Below are 18,484 nucleotides of genomic sequence, written 5' to 3' on the forward strand. Positions count from 1 at the left end.
CAAGATCCAATAATAGTAACTTGTTTGCACACATTGTCCAATCTATATATCCGTTACATTCAAATTTATTTGAATTATAAAAACTATTAATCTAGAATATTATATCATGAAAAGTATCATACAACAGCTAACTCCTAATAATAAAGAATTAGACAAATCACAAGTTGCGGCTATCCATACTAAAATGAATAGCCCATCTATAAACAAAAACCGGAATAACTTTTTAAAAAAAGTGGCTATAGGTGGGATTGTGTTAGGAGGGTCGCTTAGTTTATTAGTTGAAAATACGATTGCACAAACGATTTCAAAAGTTAGTGAAACTACAGTTCAGGCTGATATAAGAATTACGGATTTAAATGATGCGATGGAAGAACCAATACGTCAATACACTTATGCTTGGAATCAGGAGAGTCCTGCTGCCATCAAAGAGGCGCTAGTTAAATGTTGGTCTGCAACCAGTACTTACATAGATCCACGGACTCCTTTGGCTGTAGGAATTGATCAGTTGGTAGAAGTGATCTACAAATCTTACAAACGGTCACCTGGCAGAAAGTTTAGGTTGGTTTCTAAGGCAGATTGTCATCACGGCAGCGGTCGTTTTAAGTGGGAACTTATTTTGGCTAATAAGGAAGTTATTGAAGGAACGGATTATTTTGAATACAATGAAAAAAAGCAAATAACCCGTATCGTCGGTTTCTTTGGAGCTTTATTATAACTTGTGAAAAGGAATAATGTAACTTGAATACAAGTAAACTAGACCACATGATTTCATATAACCTCATAATTAGGATATGTGGTTTTTGTATTTAGGTTATCATTATTCCCTCCTTTAAAAAGACGGTCCTAGCTGATCTGACCTTTATTAAAGCTTTACGGCAAAAAAAGAAATTTCAGTTTGTCCGTCAAATCTGGCTTGCGCCAAATTTTATATACTCCATTATTAGACCGTTTCTTGATAAAGATATATTCTAAATAAGTTAGTGCCATTTAATTCCCCATTTATGCAAATCATCGATAATCTTTAGCAATTCGAAACCTTTATCGGTTACAAAATAGTGGATGCGTTTTGGCGCTTTTGCCTCAATAATATATTTTTCGATCAGTTCGTCACTGACAAGTTCAGCAAGTCTTTTTCCAAGGATCTGGTCTGACAGTGATGGGAAAGCTATTTTTAAAGAACTGAATTGCTTGGTACCTGCAGCGATCTTATGAAGAACCTGCATTTTCCATCTTGGACTGACATTCCTTAATACATCGTTTACTTCACAAGCCAGGCTCAGGGCAGTGATGTTACAGGCATTAGATGTCCCGGGTTTAATCTTACTTGACATGATTGATAGTATAAGGCTCACTTTCGGGTGAGTTATTGCGTGACCAGCCTTAGTGTGCTAATTTTGTTCAAAATAAAGAAATATATTATGAAAACACTTAGAATAAAATTACTATACCTCTTGTTGTTCCTCGGTAGCACGACAATTACTACCTATGCGCAGCAGGATAATAAATCACATACATATGTCCTCATTCATGGTGCTTTTCATGGAGGCTGGTGCTGGCAAATGGTAGGTAAAGAGCTGCGTTCAAAAGGCAATGCCGTATATACGCCAACACTAAGCGGTCAGGGCGAGCGAAGAAACACACTGGACACTACTATAAATTTGGAAACCCATATTCAAGATGTGATAAATACCATTGTGATGGAAGATTTGCATGACGTAGTATTAGTAGGCCATAGTTATGCAGGAGCAGTCATTGCAGGGGTTGCAGACCGAATACCGGAGCGTCTATCAAAGCTAGTATTTGTAGATGCACTTATTGTCCAAAACGGTGAAAGCGCAAATGATCTAAATCCAGCTGACGTAGTGGAAGGCTTCAAAAAAGCATCCCTTAAAACGGATAACGGACTTTCCATTCCTATATTATCCAGTAAGTTTTTCGGGGTTACCGACTCAGCAACAATTAAATGGGCAGATGCGAAACTGACCAATCAGCCTTACAGAACCTTTTCACAAAAGTTGGTGCTCAGGAATCCATACGGTAATAATGTTCCCATCACTTATATTGCATGCGTAGGGCCAGAACTTCGGGCGATTCAAAGATCTGTCGATATTGCAAAGGCAAAGAAAGACTGGAAATATCTTGAGATAAACACTGGTCACGATGCTATGCTTACAAAACCAGTAGACCTTGCCAAGCAGCTATTAAACTGATCAGATTATTAGATTCACGTTACAGATTACTGCAACGTGAATCTAATCAATCGTTATATATCTTTTGACGTAATCTTATTCCGTCATGAATACTTAGCAGGTCCCTATAATTAAGCAAGCCCTAAGTTGTAGGATCACGCTCATGGAAGCACGTACTTATTAACTTCATTTCGCATTTTTAGCTCAGTAGCTAAACAGTATTAGTACTATAATTTATGAAGTATGATGGGAGGCTATAATTATTCCCGTGCTATTTAGGATACTCTAAGAATTCCACCGTTTTTTAATAATTTCGCTTCTTGAAAATTTAGGTTTAAGAACGGGTTAAGATACAAATCGCTCATAACTCGTTTAATGCTTCAATATCTTCTGCCGATGATTTAATCCCCATTCATAGAGGTCCTGCACAATCTGTTTTAACGTTTTAGCATAAGGTGTTGCCGAGTATTCTATCCTTATAGGGTAGTCATCAAAAACGGCTCGTTTGATCAACTGATGTTGTTCCAGTTCTTTTAACTCCTTAGCAAGAACCTTTGGCGTTATTTTAGGTACTGTGGCTTCTATCTCTTTAAATCTTTTATTGCCATCTAAAAGAGCGACTATAATTAATATTTTCCATTTGCCATTGATAACATCCAGTGTATCGCGTATGGCAAGCATTTGATGCAGGCAATCTTGTGAGTTTTCTTTTTCCATGTATGTAAATCCACTTTCCTTTAGGAAAGCGCTTCCCTTAGGAAAGCAAATTTAAATAACTTTGTCGCTGATTCCAAAACATATATAAACGAGCGTACTGCTGTTTATAAAAAGATAAATTTTAGATACTCACATTAAAATCAATTAGCAGAATGAACTCAGAAGCACTTTTTTCCCCATTTCAAAACAAAAGTTTAAATTTAAAAAACAGGTTCGTTATGGCTCCCATGACACGTTGCCGTGCAGGCAGTTCAGGTATTCCTACAGCCATGATTGCGGAGTACTATGCCCAACGGGCTTCAGCTGGATTGATTATTAGCGAAGCAACGAACATATCGCCGCAAGCATTCGGATTCGCTTTAACACCTGGAATTTACAATGATGAACAGGAAAGTGGCTGGAAACTGGTAACTGACGCCGTTCACGCTGCCGGTGGCACGATATTTTGTCAACTTTGGCACGTTGGCCGTATATCACATCCGTCTATGCAGCCGAATGGAGTTCTGCCTGTAGCTCCTTCTGCGGTTAAAGCAGAGGCACGATGTTTTACGGAGCAAGGTTTTGAGTCGTGTGTCACACCCCGTGCCTTAGAAGCAGAGGAAATCCCTGGACTAGTTGAACAGTATTATCTAGCTGCAAAACGTGCAAAGCAGGCAGGTTTTGACGGCGTGGAAATCCTGGCTGGAGGCGGCTATCTTATCGATCAGTTTCTCCGTGACAAGACCAACCGGCGCACTGATGAGTATGGTGGCTCTATTGCAAATAGATCGCGATTTTTATTGGATGTTGTCGAAGCGGTAATAAAGGCATGGAGTGCGGATCATGTAGGCGTTCGTATCTCACCAGTTGGAACTGTAGGTGATATTGACGACAGTAATCCGGAGGAGTTGTTCTCGTATATAGCGGAACAACTTAATCGGTATAATTTAGCCTATCTACATGTTATGGAGAATGCCTTACCGGGCTCACCACGTGAAGATACATATGATAACTTAATGCAAAAGCTCCGAAACCTTTACAAAGGCGTTTACATAGCAAACAGCGGCTACGACCTGGAACTGGCGATAGAAAAACAGCGGGATAACTTTTCAGATCTGATCGCGTTTGGCCGTCCCTTTATTGCTAATCCAGACTTGGTACACCGGTTTGAAATTGGTGCACCGCTTAATGAGCCGGATCATGCTACATTTTATGAAGGTGGCGGTGCTAATGGCTACACAGATTATCCGTTCCTCCCAAAAGCTTCAATGTAAATTACCATGGCAACAACGCTAAGACCCGATACAGAAAAACTTAGTCTTGGCAGATCTGATGTTGATAGTAACTGCAACTGAACCCATTTCTCTCTAAAAAGGATAACAAAAAAATTGCAGAAAGACATTTATGATGATGATACGATCGTTCCTGTTTGCATGCAACAGCCAGCTAACAAAGGAGGAGTGGATTCCTCCGTAACCCGCAATGCTGACACAGAGAACCATTCAAAAACATATTTTCCTCCATGAGAAACCATTTATTGCTTACCAAACTAAGTCATCTGATCAAATACTACCTTTCTTTAGTCGAACTCAGACTAATAGGAAAATATTGTAAATTCCAGATTTTTAGTCTGTCTTAGAAAGTGATTTTGTAAATTAATTGGCTGTCAATTATCTTTAGTTACCGCCTCCATAATCCGACCGTTATTTGATAATCCATGAACTTATAGAATCCTCATTCATGAGACATCAAAAGCTTTCTAATACAGCAGCAGTACTAATTTTATTATAATCGTCAATAATGCTCGGGCATTAATTGATAAGATTATTTCTACCCTGTAAAACGTCAAAGGCTTTATCCATAACCTGGTCTTTACCTTTAATAAACGATGCCGAATTTTCTGGAACTACAATAGTAGGATGAATACCGACACCCACAAACAGCTTTCCATCTGGATAAGTATCTTTTTTAATACACACTCTAAAGGTCCCTCCACCAGGGAGTTCTGTGAAAAATGGCCGCCCAGTACTTCCTCCTGATAACTGACCAATCAGGGGACCTCTTTTAATGTAATCAAATAAAATTGCAAAATCCTCGGCAGCGGAATAGGTCTGTTTTCCAATTAATACCACTATAGGTTTTTCGAAAATGACCCTGTCTGCAAAAGGCTTGTTTGTTCCAGGAGTCATAGAAAAATATGTGTCAGTTTTGGCATCTACTCCCCATACTCTCATAGCAACATTATATTGTCGGAATGAGCTGATAGGATCAGAAAAGGGCTGTTTGGTTAGATGTTTTAATAAGTAATACCCTTGACTTCCATCGCCCCCACCATTATTCCTCAAATCAATAATTAATGATTTAGCCTTAATAAGATTAGGATAAATCGAATCAAATGCCTTTTTAAAATCAGCATTGAAACCATTAATTGTCAAAAGTCCAATTTGATCTGTAGTAAGGGCAAACTGCACAGCTGGAATTTCTTTTTTTGTGAGTTTTCTAGATATTTGAAATTCTTTTATTTTACCTTTTTGATCTTTTAACGTCAGGTTTAAAAGTTGGTTTATAGGGCCATTAAGTAAGTAAGTGGAATATACCATCATATTGTGACCTTGCAAAGTAGATGTTCCTTCAAAGGGAGAAACAAATTTTTCGGCATAACTAGTTACGGGTAATCCATCTATTTTAAGTATTTCCATACCTTTCTTTACTCCCTTCTGAGTAAGTGTATCGTTTAATACAGCCGTAATGAATACCTTATCTTCAATTAAGCTAGTTGTTAAGGGGGCATATGCCGCTTCATCTTTATAGAAAGACATGGGATACCATACGCCAGTATGTCCATCATTTAATTGCGCAGCAAAATGACGAAGTTCATCGTAATAGGCTAATGTAGTTCTTGCGATTCTTACCTTCGGTATAGTTGCTTGGTATAGGCTATCCCAGTCAATTTTCAGTTGGTCATAATAGACGAAATTGTACTTTGTTTCTGACCAAATTTGTGAAAGACCATATACTCGCTGATCTTCACTTAAGATTTTACTATCTATTAAATCGTTCTTAACGCTTTGGGCATTTACACAACTAGTAATCAGAATAAGAAAAGAAAGGAAAAAAGTCTGTTTCATTGAATAAAGCACTAAAATAAATCGTTTAATGAATAACTAAAAAATTGGATCGACAATAATACTAAATTAAAGACGGAGGTGTCATGCTAACTAGATCATTGTTACGAAACACTTAGTCGTCTTTAATCTTAGCTTGAATTTGTCCTTCAGATTATCACAATTCCCTGGTATTTTGGAACGGTTTTTATCAATTGGACCTATACCAACTTTACGGCAAAAAGAGAAATCTTCGCATTGGAGTCAATTTATAGCTTGTTCCTGGTCCTTATATCGTCCATTATTCCACCGTTTTTGAATGATAGCGAGGTAAATTTCGATTTATAGATTTTCTTGCAAAAACGTATGAAGCTCTTAGCTAACCGTTTTATGCTTACAGATCATTTTTTATGCTGCTATATTGCTAGAAGCTAAAGTCTAACGATGGTTAATTAATCTTCTAATAGTCGCAAGGTGGGCAAACAACACCAGGGGAACAATAAATGCTGGCAGCCAGCTGAAGGGGAAATTTAAGATGGCAACATTTGGCTGATCAAACCCAAATTGCTGAAATGGAGATGGTGCGGAAAGCACGGCATTAACTACGATATTAAGCAGTAGCCCAAGGCAGATAAAGTTCCATACTAATAAGGAAGCCTTTCTCATCTTACCTTTTAAGATACCGAAAAACCCTACAAGCGGTGCGGTAATCCCTGCGAGAATATCCACGTTGCGACCTTCAAATGTCATTAGCTCTGGAATCGCACCGTTAATAAATAACCCATAAAGAACTAGCTCAACCGGAATCCTGATAAAATGAATATAAGTGAGCATTTGCATAGACAAGGAGTCTATAAACAGTTTGCCTTTTCGAGTGTTGAAGATCAAAATAATTGCAAATAATGCAGGAATAACTGCTAGGAGAATAATTTTTGGAGGTATCGAATCCGGGTGATTTTTATAAATTCCCAATAAGCTTATAAGCGCCTGGATGATAAGGAAGAAAGATATCGAAGATATAATTCCAAGGAATGACTTTCTTCCCATTGGTTTTGAGGATGTTTTTATTAAAAGAATAATCATTACTACACCCACAAATGTGGTCAGAACAAAAGCAATAATCAGATAAAACGGCAAATATTCAAGCATGAATCTGGTAAGGGTAGACAAAGTTAATTTATTTTAATTGACATATTCTCAATTTTGCAACCCAAATAAATCTCTCACTATTCCCTGGTATTCTTGTAATATGCAAAGCTCCATCTCAAGAAAAGACCGTTTAATGATAATTATTGAATTGTCAAAATCTCTTATGTAAATGTTAATACTTAGGGAAAAACAATACATTCGTTAGTATGAAAAAAAAAGAGGCTTTAAGTGACAATGAGTTGATTCAGCTTCTAAAAGTTGATGATAAGGCCGCTTTAACTGAAATATATAATCGTTACATTGAGAGTTTGGCAGGCTTTGCAGGTTCACAGCTATATGATTTAGAGGATGCTCGAGATATTCTTCATGACATCTTCGCAAAACTATGGAAAGACCGTGATAGCCTGAATGTCACTGGAAATTTAAAATCGTACCTTTTTTCTGCAACAAGGCATCAAGTAATTGATCGAATTAGGCGCATAGCAATACGGCGTGATCATGCGCTAAGAATCAGTGCATCAATGCCACCTAACAGTTATGGTGCAGATAAAATATTGGAAGCCAAAGAACTTCAAAGAAATATTTTAATAGCTATAGAAGAATTACCACCCAAGACAAAATTAATTTACCAACTTAGCCGCGACGAGCACTTAACAAGTGTTGAAATATCCGAAAGGTTGCACATTTCTGAACAAACAGTTAAAAACCAACTGACCTCCGCTTTAAAGCACTTACGACAGTCGATCATCCGAATTTGTATTACAATATTTTTAAGTTATTGGCTTTAAAAGCCGCCTAATACTTTAAATCCTAAATTTATTTTTAAATCTTACGGTACTGAATGACACTTCGTGCGACAATTAAGCAAATCATAGCTTATGCGTTCCCATGATATAGACAAATTAGTAGATAAATACCTGAGAGGAGAGGCCACTCCGCTAGAAAATGATCAGGTTGAGCAATGGCTTGCTGAGAACGAACCGAAAGATACGCAATGGAAAAAGCTTGATGCCAAAGGCCGTGAGCAGTGGATAAGTAGCTTGTGGAGCGACATTGACCTTACCATAGGGCAATCGGATAAATTGATAGTAGCCCATGGTCCTAAATCTGGGATAATAAGCACCTTTTCTTTATGGAAAAAGCTAACTGCAGTAGCGGCAATACTATTTGCAGTAATGACACTGTGGGTCTTCTGGCCTTCCGGACAAAAGGAGGTTGATTCTTCGAGCTTTACCACTCTTAATGTCCCATCCAAATTAAAGGAAAAAGTTACTTTGGATGATGGAAGTGTAGTTTGGGTAAATTCATTGGGAGAACTAAAATACCCAAAGAAGTTCACTGGTAACACTAGAGAAGTCTTTTTATCAGGAGAAGCTTACTTTGACATCCATCATGACTTAGGTAAGCCCTTTATTGTTCATACTGGGAAAGTTAAGACGACGGTATTAGGTACAGCTTTTAATATTAACTCAAATAGTTCAAATCTAGTTGTGGTAACTGTAACCAGGGGCAAAGTCAGTGTCGCTGACCAAAATCACCTGATAGCTTATATCACACCGAACCAACAGCTTATTTATAACACAGAAGATAACTCGGAGCAAAAAGTCGATGTCAATGCTCAAAATGTGGTTGCCTGGCAAGATGATTTGCATTTTAACAATATCACCTTTGGAGAGGCAGCTACTATACTACAAAGACGTTTTAATGTGAAGATAAGTTTTACAAACGAAATGGTTAGCGGTTGCAGGTTCTCAGGGACTGCATTAGAAGGAAATGAATTAGATCAAATTTTAAAAGTGATTTGCGCTTTTAACCAGGCAACCTATAAATATGATTCGGACGGCAGCATCACCATTAACGGTGCAGGATGCATAAATTAAACAAAATGAGGTAAATATGATATGACTAACTCTTCAATCACGGCATGCCAGGCGAGCGGTGAAAGTACAAACTGCAAGCCGACGCCAATCAGCTTGCAGTATACCGGCTAGCCGGATGTTAAAATCGATCTGACAATCAATAAAAACGAATAAAAGTATGAAAATTTCTGCTACAATGCAGCGAAGTAATTTTCGCTTATATGGATGCATGTCCTATGACAAAATTAAATTTTATAAAATAATGCGTTTGAGTCTTTTGACTTCAATACTATTAATAAGCTGTGGGCATATCATGTTTGCATTTCCTGTCAAAGGGCAATCTATGTCTACTGAACAGGTAATTGTGGGATTAAAAAATGAAAACATTGAAGAGGCGATAAGAAAAATAGAAGAACAGTCACGTTTAAGGTTTTATTATCGGATTGCGGATGTTAAAAACATTGCAAATCTTAATGTTCGCAAGGAGAGCCGGACTATTGAGCAGTTGTTAAACCTTATTTTACAAAATTCGACTTTATCTTTTCGTCAGATTGATAAAAATATTCTAATCGAAAAACTACCTCAGAGTTCTTATCAAATTGTCGGAGTTGTGAAAGATTCGTTGAAGAATGAACTGGTTCAATATGCGACGATCACTTTGCAGGACAGTTTAGGTAAAGGTCTGAAATCCACCTTTACCGATGTAGATGGGAAGTTTCATTTTGACAGCCTGGACAACAGGCATTACAAAATTAGCATTGCTTCGATTGGCTATGAAATTAGACAAGTAGATGTTTTGGCAAATGCTAAAGTAGAACTGCGGAATCTGGGTGTCTTGAATATTCACGCATCGAATGTTGCCTTAAAACAGGTAAATGTAATTGGTACAAGGCCAATTTTAAAACAGGAAATAGATAGGTTGACTTATGATGTCCAGGCAGATCCTGAAAGCAGGATAAGAAATGTGCTTGATATGCTGAGAAAAATTCCATTAATAAGTGTTGATGCAGAAGATGACATCAAACTAAAAGGTAGCCCTAATTACCGGATATTTATCAATAGCAAACCTTCCAGTATGATGGCTAAGAGCCCAAAGGATGTATTAAGAAGTATGTCCGCATCGAATATTCAGAAGATCGAAATCATTACTACACCACCTGCAAAATATGAAGGTGAAGGGTTGGCCGGAATCATCAACATCATCACGAATAAAAACATTGAAAATGGCTATAGCGGAAATATCAATTCTTCCTATAGGCTGCCCGTGGGCGGGATATCAAATAGCGGTTCCCTTATAGTGCAAAAAGGTAAGTTTGGAGCAAGTCTTGTTGGTGGTATAACAAATTACAATTCGCCAAATTCAGACAGATTCAGTGACAGAACCACAACTGGTGTAAATCCTACTTTTCTCTCTCAGGACAGGGTAAATAATTTTGACTCTCAGTACCGTTATCTGACATCACTATTGAGTTTTGAAATTGATTCGCTGAACTTGTTTTCCGGAGAAATATCCATTAACAACGGATCATACAAGTCTCACAATGATCAAAATTCTAGGTTGTTTGATCAAAGCAACTCAATAGTACAATCTTACTCTGTAGAAAATTTACTGATCAATCCCTGGACCGGCTTGGATGTAGGGCTAAATTATCAGCTTGTATTTAAAAAGAAAAAAGACAAACTGCTCACCTTATCTTACAAGCTCAGCAACACAACAGATAACACGGACTACAGTTTAACTTTAGACAACCAATTTAACTATCCTGCATCGGATTTCTTGCAAATAAACAATAGTAAAGCATTTGAGCAAACGATCCAGCTTGATTATGTAAACGTTTTCGGCAATCTTAAAATAGAATCTGGAATTAAGGGGATATTTAGAGAAAATGAAAGTGACTATCAGTATAGTTCCTACGACGAGTCGAGTTCTAGCTATCAGCTTCAGGCCGATAAAAGTAATATATTCAGTAACGATCAAAATATTTATGGCATATATAATTCCTATCTATATAGCAAAGGGCACCTTAGCATTCAGGCAGGTGGGAGATTAGAGCACACAACGTTAAGATCAATATTTTCTAGAGGTAACGCCGAGGTTAAGGATGAATATTATAACCTGATCCCTGCAATATCATCTACCTTAAAGTTTGATGAAAATAACCAGGCATTGAATATCGGTTACACGCGACGTATTCAACGGCCGAATATATGGAACCTGAACCCGTTTGTGGATCGTTCAAATCCAAGTATTGAAGTAGCCGGAAATCCAAATTTGAGACCTGTTAAAAGCAATAACTTACTGATGAATTATAGTAATTTTAAAAAATTAAGCCTGAATATAGGTGTTGGTTATTCATTCGCAAACAATACCATCCAGCAGGTTTACACTTATGATGATGCTACTGGGATTACCCGTACAACCTATGATAATATAGGAAAAGAACGGCAACTTGGCTTGGATTTTAACGTCAGTTATCCAATAACAGCTAAATTCATCTTTAGTACAGGAGGTAATTTAAGCCACCTATGGCTTGAAGGATTAGTTGATAACATACTAATCAAAAATAAAGGATTAAAAGGCATAGCTTTTGGCAAAATAGCTTATAACATTAATCAAGGTATGCATTTGAATGCAGATGTGAATTACCAAAGTGCAAACATTACGCTGCAGGGTAGGTTTAGACCAAATGTTTATTCGTCATTTAGTATAGATAAGGCGCTGTTTAAAAGTAAATTATTCGCTGCAGCAAGTATAAGTAACCCATTCGGCAAGTTTAGAGATTTTAGTAGCGTAACCCAAGGAAATGATTTCACGCAAACAAACACTTCTGTGAATTATTTTCGTGCTGTTACTTTCAGCCTAAATTACAAGTTTGGCAAAAGCGACAACTCCATAAAAAAGAATGTCAGATCAATAAATAATGATGACTCTACAGGAGGAAAACCCTAATTTTTATATTTTACTAAACAGTAGTTTAGACCACTACATATTTAAACATAATAATACGAGGGTAATGCTATTACAAATCCTTGGTTTTTTGAAGGTGTGTTTAAACCTTGCTCTCTTTTACAATTTTAATGTATCGATAGCAGGTGGCGATGGGTATATGTAGTCTTTTGGATATTTCCAAAATGGAATATTTTCCCGTATCATGAAGATCCAAAGCAGTGATTGCCAACTGAAGCTTTTCTGGAGATAAGCCTGAAGGGCGGCCTCCCTTTTTACCTCTTGCTCTGGCTGCGACAAGGCCAGCCTTCGTTCGTTCACGAATAATTTCTCTTTCAAACTCAGCCAGTGAAGCAAAAATATTAAAGGTAAATCTACCTGTAGCTGTTGTAGTGTTAATGTGATCCTGAAGGCTGATGAAGTTAACTCCTTGTTTATCGAACACAGCGACCAAGTCCACCAGATCTCGAAGAGAACGCCCAAGACGATCTAGTTTCCAGACGACGACCTCATCACCTTTACGAAGACTTTCCAAAAGTTTCTTTAGTTCTGGTCTATCTGTATTCTTTCCAGAAATCTTTTCCTGGAAGATTGTTTTGCATCCATATTCAGTCAGTGCATTAAATTGCATATCTAAATTTTGATCTGCAGTACTTACTCTTGCGTAGCCAATTTTCATGTTTTTTTTATTATCAAAAACTCATTATCAAAAATATAAAAATCATTTTGATTAATGGAATGGGTTTATGAGAATCGGCAAAAAGAGAAAAGATATTTTAAGGTTAATTAGGATGGTTTTAATTTGTTTAATAGCCTGGCTTTTTGATCCAAATAGATTATTAAAAAAGGAGGAATTAATGATAATAAGTCATCATTTCATTAGGGCAATTTTAATCTTATCGCTTAAAAGGGATATGTTGTCTTGACTAAGGTTATCATTGACAAGTATCATGATCCCCACTTTATCCTCGGGATATGCAACACAAAGTGTGCTAAATCCAAGACCTGTTTTGCCACTATGGTAAACAAAGCGTTTTCCGTCATTATTGCCAATCATCCAACTTAAGCCTACACCCGTACTGTCTGTTTGCTTATAAGTTTCCTTGTGTGATAATCTTATAGCAGGGTCCGTTTCTTCAACATTTGCTATTAAGTATTTAAGCATATCTGCCATTGTTGAATTCATACTTGGCCCACCAGGGTAAAAAAGGTTAGTATTAATCTCATTTGTTTTATTATTTGTGAGACCATACCATTGTACAGGACGCGATGCATCTTTATAGCCCTGAATAAAACGGTTTAGTTGATCCACAGGAATTTTTGTTCTTGTATCGTAAAGGCCTAGATGATTTTTAAGATAATTTGTCACTAACAGCTCATACGGTTGATGATATATGCGTTCAAGTAAGAGAATAAGGATTGTCATGGCGTTTCCGTTATATTCGTACTTGGTACCGGGCAAGGTGTCAAGCTTGAATTTATGCATATCCTTCATTAAAGTATCTTGATTAAACTTCGCAAAGAAATCAAGCTGTTTAGGAAGACTTATATTCTTTATGCTATCCATAGTTTTTCCCGAAAAATTTCTGGATGACTTAGGTAGACCAGACGTATGATTAGCTATGTCAATCAATCTTACGGGGCGACCTTCGTATTGTAAATTAGGATACTTTCCTGGGAGATATTTACGGATGTCGTCTTGTAAGTTTGCTCTTTTATCTATTACAGCTTGTGCAAGCATAATTCCAATAAATGTCTTAGCTACAGAACCTAAATTAAATAATTGATTTGCTTTAATTAGTTGGCCTTTTCCTTTCGTTGATTCACCATAGCTGTACATTGAACTGCGTCCATCTTTATAAATAGCGATTGAAAGTCCAACCGTACCTGGATTAGTCATATAGTCTGTTGCAGCTACCTGGACAGCGCTATCCAATATGTTTTTGAGTGGATTATCTGTAAGCAATTTTTCTGTTTGAGACCAGCACGGAATAGAGATTAAACAAAGCATTATAGCTCTAAATATCAAAAGGTATCCTTTTTTCATAATAAACATTTATACTATGATGTATAACATAGTACCTTGTTACATATAAAGTAGTTTTTCTTGTTTATGCACTTTAAAACTTATCATTTAACGGTGGAATTCTTGTAGATATCCCTGACCTTATAAGAGCCAGGAAATAGCGATAGCTCTATATAATGTTAAAGGATCAAATCCTAGATACCCCAAAATTTAATATGGAAAATTTAATCGTTTGATGTTTGTAGCGTAGTCATTCAACTAACCGTTTTAACTAATTTAAATTTATGTATGACTTTCGATAAAAAGAAGAAATTATTGCTCAACGCAGCTTCGTTATTGGCCTTTGGATTCGCTTTGCTACTGGTCATTAAACTTTACAAATACCGCCATGTAATTACTTATGAATCGATATTTTGGATTATAGCACTAATTTTTGCTGTTACTTTATTATTGGGTGGTTCGATGTTAGCATACTCTGCAAGAAAGTGCGGGAAAAAAAAGGTACACGTAAGGTTCGGCTAATCATTACCATTCATTTGCCTATACCCAGTTAACAAAGTCTTTTTAATATCAAAAAAGGGTGGAATAATGTAGGATACAAGGACCAGGCACAAGCTAGGAATTGTCTAAAGCGAAGATTTCTCTTTTTGCAGTAAAGCTGTACAGGCTAATTGATGAGTACCGGCTTAAAAATGCAGGGAATAACGATACTCATATATCACTCTAGCATTTGATTACTATTTATTATCTTACTTAAATAAAATAAGCTATATAATGGCAGAACAACATCCGAACTTAAAATTAATTGAATCTTTTTTTCAAGCTTATGCAAGCAATGATTTAGAAGCAATCAAGGAAGTATTGTCTCCTTCTATTGAATGGGTTATCCCTGGTAAACACCCTTTAAGTGGTAAAAAATCAGGGGTGGAAGAAGTGCTGAATTATTTAAAGCAGTTGAGCACCTCTTTTTTCCAGGCAAAACCTATTGTTATGGGTATAAATGACGATTATGTCATTGACTGTCATTTAAATTGGAGTAACCGGCCAGAGGGCGAAAATATGGAGGCCATGTCCTGCCTGCTTTGGAGTTTTCAAAATGGAAAAATCAGCAAGGTTTATAACTTTCCCCAAGACCAGCATACCGTAGACACCTTCTTTAATGATGTTTACGGCAACCTTGACAAACCTGTACTCATTTAGACTTTAGCTATAATTAACAATGACAGACGAAGTAGTTCGAAATTATCCCACCAATTATATTGCTATTGATGAAGCCACTAAACAGTCTGGGTTCACAATGGCATCTGACCCAAAGACATGTTCTTTATTAAAAACCTTAGCTGGTACAAAGCCGGGAGGAAAATTATTGGAATTAGGTACTGGTACAGGATTGTCTACTGCATGGATCTTAGAAGGTATGGATAACAATGCAGTATTAACATCTATAGATAACGATACTGTTTTTTTAAACATAGCGAAACACTTCTTAAAGGATAACCGGCTAAGTCTGATTAATCAGGATGCAGGAGAATGGATTCAAAACAATAAAGCCATCAAATTTGACTTGATCTTTGCTGATACATGGCACGGTAAGTACCTTATGCTGGACGAAGTATTAAATATGCTTAATCCAGGTGGACTGTATATTCTTGATGACATGCTACCGCAATCAAACTGGCCCGAAGGACATCAGGAGAAAGCCATTAGGCTTCTTGAACTGCTTGATGAACGGACAGATATAAACCTAACAAGGCAGTGCTGGGCAACAGGTATAATTATAGCAAGCAAAAAATAAAATCCTAGTTTTTGCCAGCTACTTCTATACGGTGAGGATTAAAAGCGTCTTTTATGGGGGACTTGTTGCTTTATGAAATTGGAAGAGAGCATTTCTAATACTTAAGTTCTACCAAAAAACAGTCGAATAACGGAAGATACAAGGACCAGGACAAGCTAGGAATTGTTTCAAAGGCGAAGATTTCTCTTTTTGCCGTACAGGCTAACTAATGAGTACTATCTTAAAAAATCAGGGAATAACGATAGACATTAGATTGTTCATGAGTTCGATTAAGTTCAGTTGGTGTTTTCTAGAATGAAGTTAACTGATGGTGCTCTTTGTATAAGGTTTATTTAACCTGCAACTTACAATCCAATAATATTCCAAATTGATAAACTTGATATCAACGGCGATACCGGAAAGTTTCTCAAAGATTAAGTCTTGTGTAGGAAAATTCTTTAAAACAGAGTGGTATGTGCCATTTTCAAGTTTCCGAAGCTGGTATGTGTTTCCGAACTGGTCAGTGCTTGTAATTGGAGTATTACTACCTTCTACAAATTTGTTATCTATAAACACCATCAATCCGTTCTTTGCCAGACTCCGACCAATAATTTCAACAAAGCTATCGAGATCTTGAAGTAAAATATGACTCCAGATAAACCCGCCGAAAAGACTTTCATATCTCTGTTTAATTTCTAGATTGTAAAGGTCTGCAACTTCAAATCTGACATTATTACCGAGGTTTTTTTGTTGGGCAATTTCAATAACAGCTTCATTAACATCAGTTGCATGTATTGATTTTGCGGTTTTCGCGATTTTCTCTGTCCAATACCCTGTTCCACAAGCTATTTCAAGTATATCCTTCTCACAAAACATATATTGTAAGATGTCTTTAGTGGAAATCAAATCGCATTGCCGCTCTGGTTTAGCATAAATCTTTTCGTATTCCTTTGCCCTTTCCTTGTAGTATAGGATTAAACCTTGATTCATATCTACAATATAAAACTTAGTTTTGAAAAAACAGATTTCCTGAGTGTACTCTTGGTGCGCAGATGATATCGTAAAAAGCAGAAAATTCGAGTTGAAGATTTGAACAAAGATGTTCTCTCAAAGAAGATTTCTCTGCACCATTAGAAAATGGTTATTTATTAGACTTAGCTGCCGACTTCAAAATACCAGGGAATAATGAGAGTACCCCGTAAAAGGATCTGCAACCGATTTGCTAAAAATTCAGAAGGTTAAATCTTTCTTTATCTTAGTTCTTGAATCATTTTCTTTGCTGATTCTAAGCTAGGATCCAGTTTAAATGCAATTGTATAGTTTTCAAGAGCTTTACTCTTATTACCTTGAACGTAGTAAGCCTCTCCCAAGCTATCGAACATATTGCCTGAATTAGGGAACAATTTGGTATTAAAAGTGAATATCGTAATCGCATCATTGACTTTATTTTTATTCAGGAAAAAGTAGCCTACTTGGTTGAGTGTATTTTCACCATCATAGCTGTACTGATTGGGACGTTCAAGTTTAATCTTTCGATACAAAGTAAGAGCTTGTTCTCCGTTCATATTTTCAAGTTGTTTATCAAAATCATCAATAAAGGATCTTCTTACTTGTATATACGGCTTTCCCTCAAGAATTGACTTAACAGACTTGCTAATAGCATCTAAATTGCCTTGTTTATTGTTGGTCATTAGAATAAATGTAGTCGATGTAGTTGCGTTACTAATCAATAGTGCCTGATAATTTTTAGCTGTTCCATCGTGTCTGTGGGCTATGAGTAATTTACCTTCCATATTTCCGTGGCCTAGCCCGGTTTGATCATCAGTAGAAAAAGGAATGACAAGTTCCTGAGTGGACGCAGGAGTAATCAAGCTAAAAGAATTGATGCATTCAGACCATCTATAAAAATCGAGAAGATTTAAAGCTGGCCAACCGTCAATTTCCCAAGATAAATCATCCTGTATTTTTTGGTCATTGTAGGCCTTAGCAACTAGCTTGTCCATTTCTTGCGGGTCAAAAATCGCGCTCTTTATACCACATGGCTTGAATAATCTCTCCATTACAAATGAAGCGTAAGGTAGTCCAGTGATTTTTTCGATTATCCTCCTCTGTAGGAATACGTCATTATTATTATAATCATATTTAGTGCCTGGCTCGAAACCAAGTGCTGCAACTGTCTTAAGGTATTTCATGTTGTCAGCATCCCCTTTTATTTTAATCCAATTGCTCTGCGGAATTCCGCTAGTGTATTGCAATAAATTTTTTACGCTAATCTTATTCGCCCATGATGGAAGCTCTGGTAAATACTTTGACACTTTGTCATCAAGGCTCAACTTTCCTTGTTCCTTAAGCATCATAATGCCAACGCATTGAATTCTTTGGCAATAGAACCAATATGAAGTCGATAGTCTTCTGTAAGCTTAATTTTTCCGGTGGCATCAGCCCAACCAATTGTTTTCTTATAAATTACCTTACCTTTTTCAGAGACAAGCAAATTCCCATTAAAGACGCCAAGATTATGTGCTGTTTCTATCAAGCTATCTAGTTGTTTCAAGTTTCGCTTGGTTTGCCCGTAGCTGCTTTGCGTAGCTAATAGGGTGGCAACGAGCAATAAATTTCTTAAGATATTAAGCATCATATATATTGGTTTGGTAAAAGACGATCAAATATACAGATAGTTGCATGGCATACAGGATTATCACTATACGGTCGTTTTCTGAGGCACTCAAGCATTTCTTCT

General features: G+C 36.8%; 15 protein-coding genes and 1 pseudogene. 8 read left to right on the top strand and 8 right to left on the bottom strand.

The features are described 5' to 3' along the window. Window positions 1-106: 106 nt before the first annotated feature. Window positions 107-715 carry a hypothetical protein gene (locus tag WKF66_RS09970; RefSeq protein ID WP_489674300.1) on the top strand — a complete coding sequence of 203 codons (609 nt, stop codon included), beginning with the start codon at window positions 107-109 and terminating at the stop codon, window positions 713-715. Between the two features lie 262 nt (window positions 716-977). Here WKF66_RS09970 and WKF66_RS09975 read toward each other — a convergent pair whose 3' ends face one another. Beyond that, window positions 978-1,331 (bottom strand): winged helix-turn-helix transcriptional regulator, encoded by a 354-nt coding sequence (locus WKF66_RS09975; protein ID WP_489674301.1) that lies wholly within the window; start codon window positions 1,329-1,331, stop codon window positions 978-980. Between the two features lie 87 nt (window positions 1,332-1,418). Between WKF66_RS09975 and WKF66_RS09980 the strand changes: the two genes are divergently transcribed. Then, window positions 1,419-2,210 (top strand): alpha/beta hydrolase, encoded by a 792-nt coding sequence (locus WKF66_RS09980; protein ID WP_489674302.1) that lies wholly within the window; start codon window positions 1,419-1,421, stop codon window positions 2,208-2,210. Between the two features lie 351 nt (window positions 2,211-2,561). Here WKF66_RS09980 and WKF66_RS09985 read toward each other — a convergent pair whose 3' ends face one another. Then, window positions 2,562-2,906 (bottom strand): winged helix-turn-helix transcriptional regulator, encoded by a 345-nt coding sequence (locus tag WKF66_RS09985; protein WP_489674303.1) that lies wholly within the window; start codon window positions 2,904-2,906, stop codon window positions 2,562-2,564. 152 nt (window positions 2,907-3,058) lie between these two features. Here WKF66_RS09985 and WKF66_RS09990 point away from each other — a divergent pair, with 152 nt between their 5' ends. Continuing rightward, the gene (locus WKF66_RS09990; protein WP_489674304.1) at window positions 3,059-4,159 is read left to right on the top strand and encodes an alkene reductase; all 1,101 of its coding nucleotides are present in this window, start codon (window positions 3,059-3,061) and stop codon (window positions 4,157-4,159) included. A 537-nt stretch (window positions 4,160-4,696) separates the two neighbouring features. Here WKF66_RS09990 and WKF66_RS09995 read toward each other — a convergent pair. Then, complete coding sequence (locus WKF66_RS09995; RefSeq protein WP_489674305.1) at window positions 4,697-6,013, bottom strand: S41 family peptidase; 1,317 nt, start codon at window positions 6,011-6,013, stop codon at window positions 4,697-4,699. A 414-nt stretch (window positions 6,014-6,427) separates the two neighbouring features. Then, entirely contained in the window at window positions 6,428-7,036 is a 609-nt protein-coding gene (locus WKF66_RS10000; RefSeq protein ID WP_489674306.1) for a hypothetical protein, read from the bottom strand. Window positions 7,037-7,344: 308 nt separating this feature from the next. On the opposite strand from WKF66_RS10000, the gene WKF66_RS10005 reads away from it, so the two are divergent. From WKF66_RS10005 to WKF66_RS10015, 3 genes are all read left to right on the top strand, one after another. Continuing rightward, window positions 7,345-7,926: an RNA polymerase sigma factor gene (locus tag WKF66_RS10005; RefSeq protein WP_489674307.1), complete on the top strand. Its 582-nt coding sequence runs from the start codon at window positions 7,345-7,347 to the stop codon at window positions 7,924-7,926. A gap of 90 nt (window positions 7,927-8,016) precedes the next feature. Next, entirely contained in the window at window positions 8,017-9,018 is a 1,002-nt protein-coding gene (locus WKF66_RS10010; RefSeq protein ID WP_489674308.1) for a FecR family protein, read from the top strand. A gap of 292 nt (window positions 9,019-9,310) precedes the next feature. After that, the gene (locus WKF66_RS10015) at window positions 9,311-11,947 is read left to right on the top strand and encodes an outer membrane beta-barrel protein (protein ID WP_489674309.1); all 2,637 of its coding nucleotides are present in this window, start codon (window positions 9,311-9,313) and stop codon (window positions 11,945-11,947) included. Window positions 11,948-12,047: 100 nt separating this feature from the next. Here WKF66_RS10015 and WKF66_RS10020 read toward each other — a convergent pair whose 3' ends face one another. Together WKF66_RS10020 and WKF66_RS10025 are read right to left on the bottom strand one after the other, a co-directional pair. After that, the gene (locus WKF66_RS10020) at window positions 12,048-12,623 is read right to left on the bottom strand and encodes a recombinase family protein (RefSeq protein WP_489674310.1); all 576 of its coding nucleotides are present in this window, start codon (window positions 12,621-12,623) and stop codon (window positions 12,048-12,050) included. 192 nt (window positions 12,624-12,815) lie between these two features. Continuing rightward, the gene (locus WKF66_RS10025) at window positions 12,816-13,991 is read right to left on the bottom strand and encodes a serine hydrolase domain-containing protein (protein WP_489674311.1); all 1,176 of its coding nucleotides are present in this window, start codon (window positions 13,989-13,991) and stop codon (window positions 12,816-12,818) included. A gap of 753 nt (window positions 13,992-14,744) precedes the next feature. Between WKF66_RS10025 and WKF66_RS10030 the strand changes: the two genes are divergently transcribed. Next, the gene (locus tag WKF66_RS10030; RefSeq protein WP_489674312.1) at window positions 14,745-15,170 is read left to right on the top strand and encodes a nuclear transport factor 2 family protein; all 426 of its coding nucleotides are present in this window, start codon (window positions 14,745-14,747) and stop codon (window positions 15,168-15,170) included. 19 nt (window positions 15,171-15,189) lie between these two features. Continuing rightward, window positions 15,190-15,765 (top strand): O-methyltransferase, encoded by a 576-nt coding sequence (locus tag WKF66_RS10035; RefSeq protein WP_489674313.1) that lies wholly within the window; start codon window positions 15,190-15,192, stop codon window positions 15,763-15,765. Window positions 15,766-16,065: 300 nt separating this feature from the next. Here the strand turns inward: WKF66_RS10035 and WKF66_RS10040 are convergent, their stop codons facing one another. Further along, window positions 16,066-16,734 (bottom strand): class I SAM-dependent methyltransferase, encoded by a 669-nt coding sequence (locus tag WKF66_RS10040; protein ID WP_489674314.1) that lies wholly within the window; start codon window positions 16,732-16,734, stop codon window positions 16,066-16,068. Window positions 16,735-16,994: 260 nt separating this feature from the next. After that, a pseudogene (locus WKF66_RS10045) lies at window positions 16,995-18,382 on the bottom strand (serine hydrolase). Between the last annotated feature and the right edge of the window lie 102 nt (window positions 18,383-18,484).

The organism is Pedobacter sp. (assembly GCF_037719805.1).
Lineage (GTDB): Bacteria > Bacteroidota > Bacteroidia > Sphingobacteriales > Sphingobacteriaceae > Pedobacter.

What these genes read in the sequence shown, in the direction of transcription:
- WKF66_RS09970 (WP_489674300.1), top strand. Translation starts at nt 107, where the DNA reads ATGAAAAGTATCATACAACAGCTAACTCCTAATAATAAAGAATTAGAC.
- WKF66_RS09975 (WP_489674301.1), bottom strand. Translation starts at nt 1,331, where the DNA reads ATGTCAAGTAAGATTAAACCCGGGACATCTAATGCCTGTAACATCACT.
- WKF66_RS09980 (WP_489674302.1), top strand. Translation starts at nt 1,419, where the DNA reads ATGAAAACACTTAGAATAAAATTACTATACCTCTTGTTGTTCCTCGGT.
- WKF66_RS09985 (WP_489674303.1), bottom strand. Translation starts at nt 2,906, where the DNA reads ATGGAAAAAGAAAACTCACAAGATTGCCTGCATCAAATGCTTGCCATA.
- WKF66_RS09990 (WP_489674304.1), top strand. Translation starts at nt 3,059, where the DNA reads ATGAACTCAGAAGCACTTTTTTCCCCATTTCAAAACAAAAGTTTAAAT.
- WKF66_RS09995 (WP_489674305.1), bottom strand. Translation starts at nt 6,013, where the DNA reads ATGAAACAGACTTTTTTCCTTTCTTTTCTTATTCTGATTACTAGTTGT.
- WKF66_RS10000 (WP_489674306.1), bottom strand. Translation starts at nt 7,036, where the DNA reads ATGGGAAGAAAGTCATTCCTTGGAATTATATCTTCGATATCTTTCTTC.
- WKF66_RS10005 (WP_489674307.1), top strand. Translation starts at nt 7,345, where the DNA reads ATGAAAAAAAAAGAGGCTTTAAGTGACAATGAGTTGATTCAGCTTCTA.
- WKF66_RS10010 (WP_489674308.1), top strand. Translation starts at nt 8,017, where the DNA reads ATGCGTTCCCATGATATAGACAAATTAGTAGATAAATACCTGAGAGGA.
- WKF66_RS10015 (WP_489674309.1), top strand. Translation starts at nt 9,311, where the DNA reads ATGTTTGCATTTCCTGTCAAAGGGCAATCTATGTCTACTGAACAGGTA.
- WKF66_RS10020 (WP_489674310.1), bottom strand. Translation starts at nt 12,623, where the DNA reads ATGAAAATTGGCTACGCAAGAGTAAGTACTGCAGATCAAAATTTAGAT.
- WKF66_RS10025 (WP_489674311.1), bottom strand. Translation starts at nt 13,991, where the DNA reads ATGAAAAAAGGATACCTTTTGATATTTAGAGCTATAATGCTTTGTTTA.
- WKF66_RS10030 (WP_489674312.1), top strand. Translation starts at nt 14,745, where the DNA reads ATGGCAGAACAACATCCGAACTTAAAATTAATTGAATCTTTTTTTCAA.
- WKF66_RS10035 (WP_489674313.1), top strand. Translation starts at nt 15,190, where the DNA reads ATGACAGACGAAGTAGTTCGAAATTATCCCACCAATTATATTGCTATT.
- WKF66_RS10040 (WP_489674314.1), bottom strand. Translation starts at nt 16,734, where the DNA reads ATGAATCAAGGTTTAATCCTATACTACAAGGAAAGGGCAAAGGAATAC.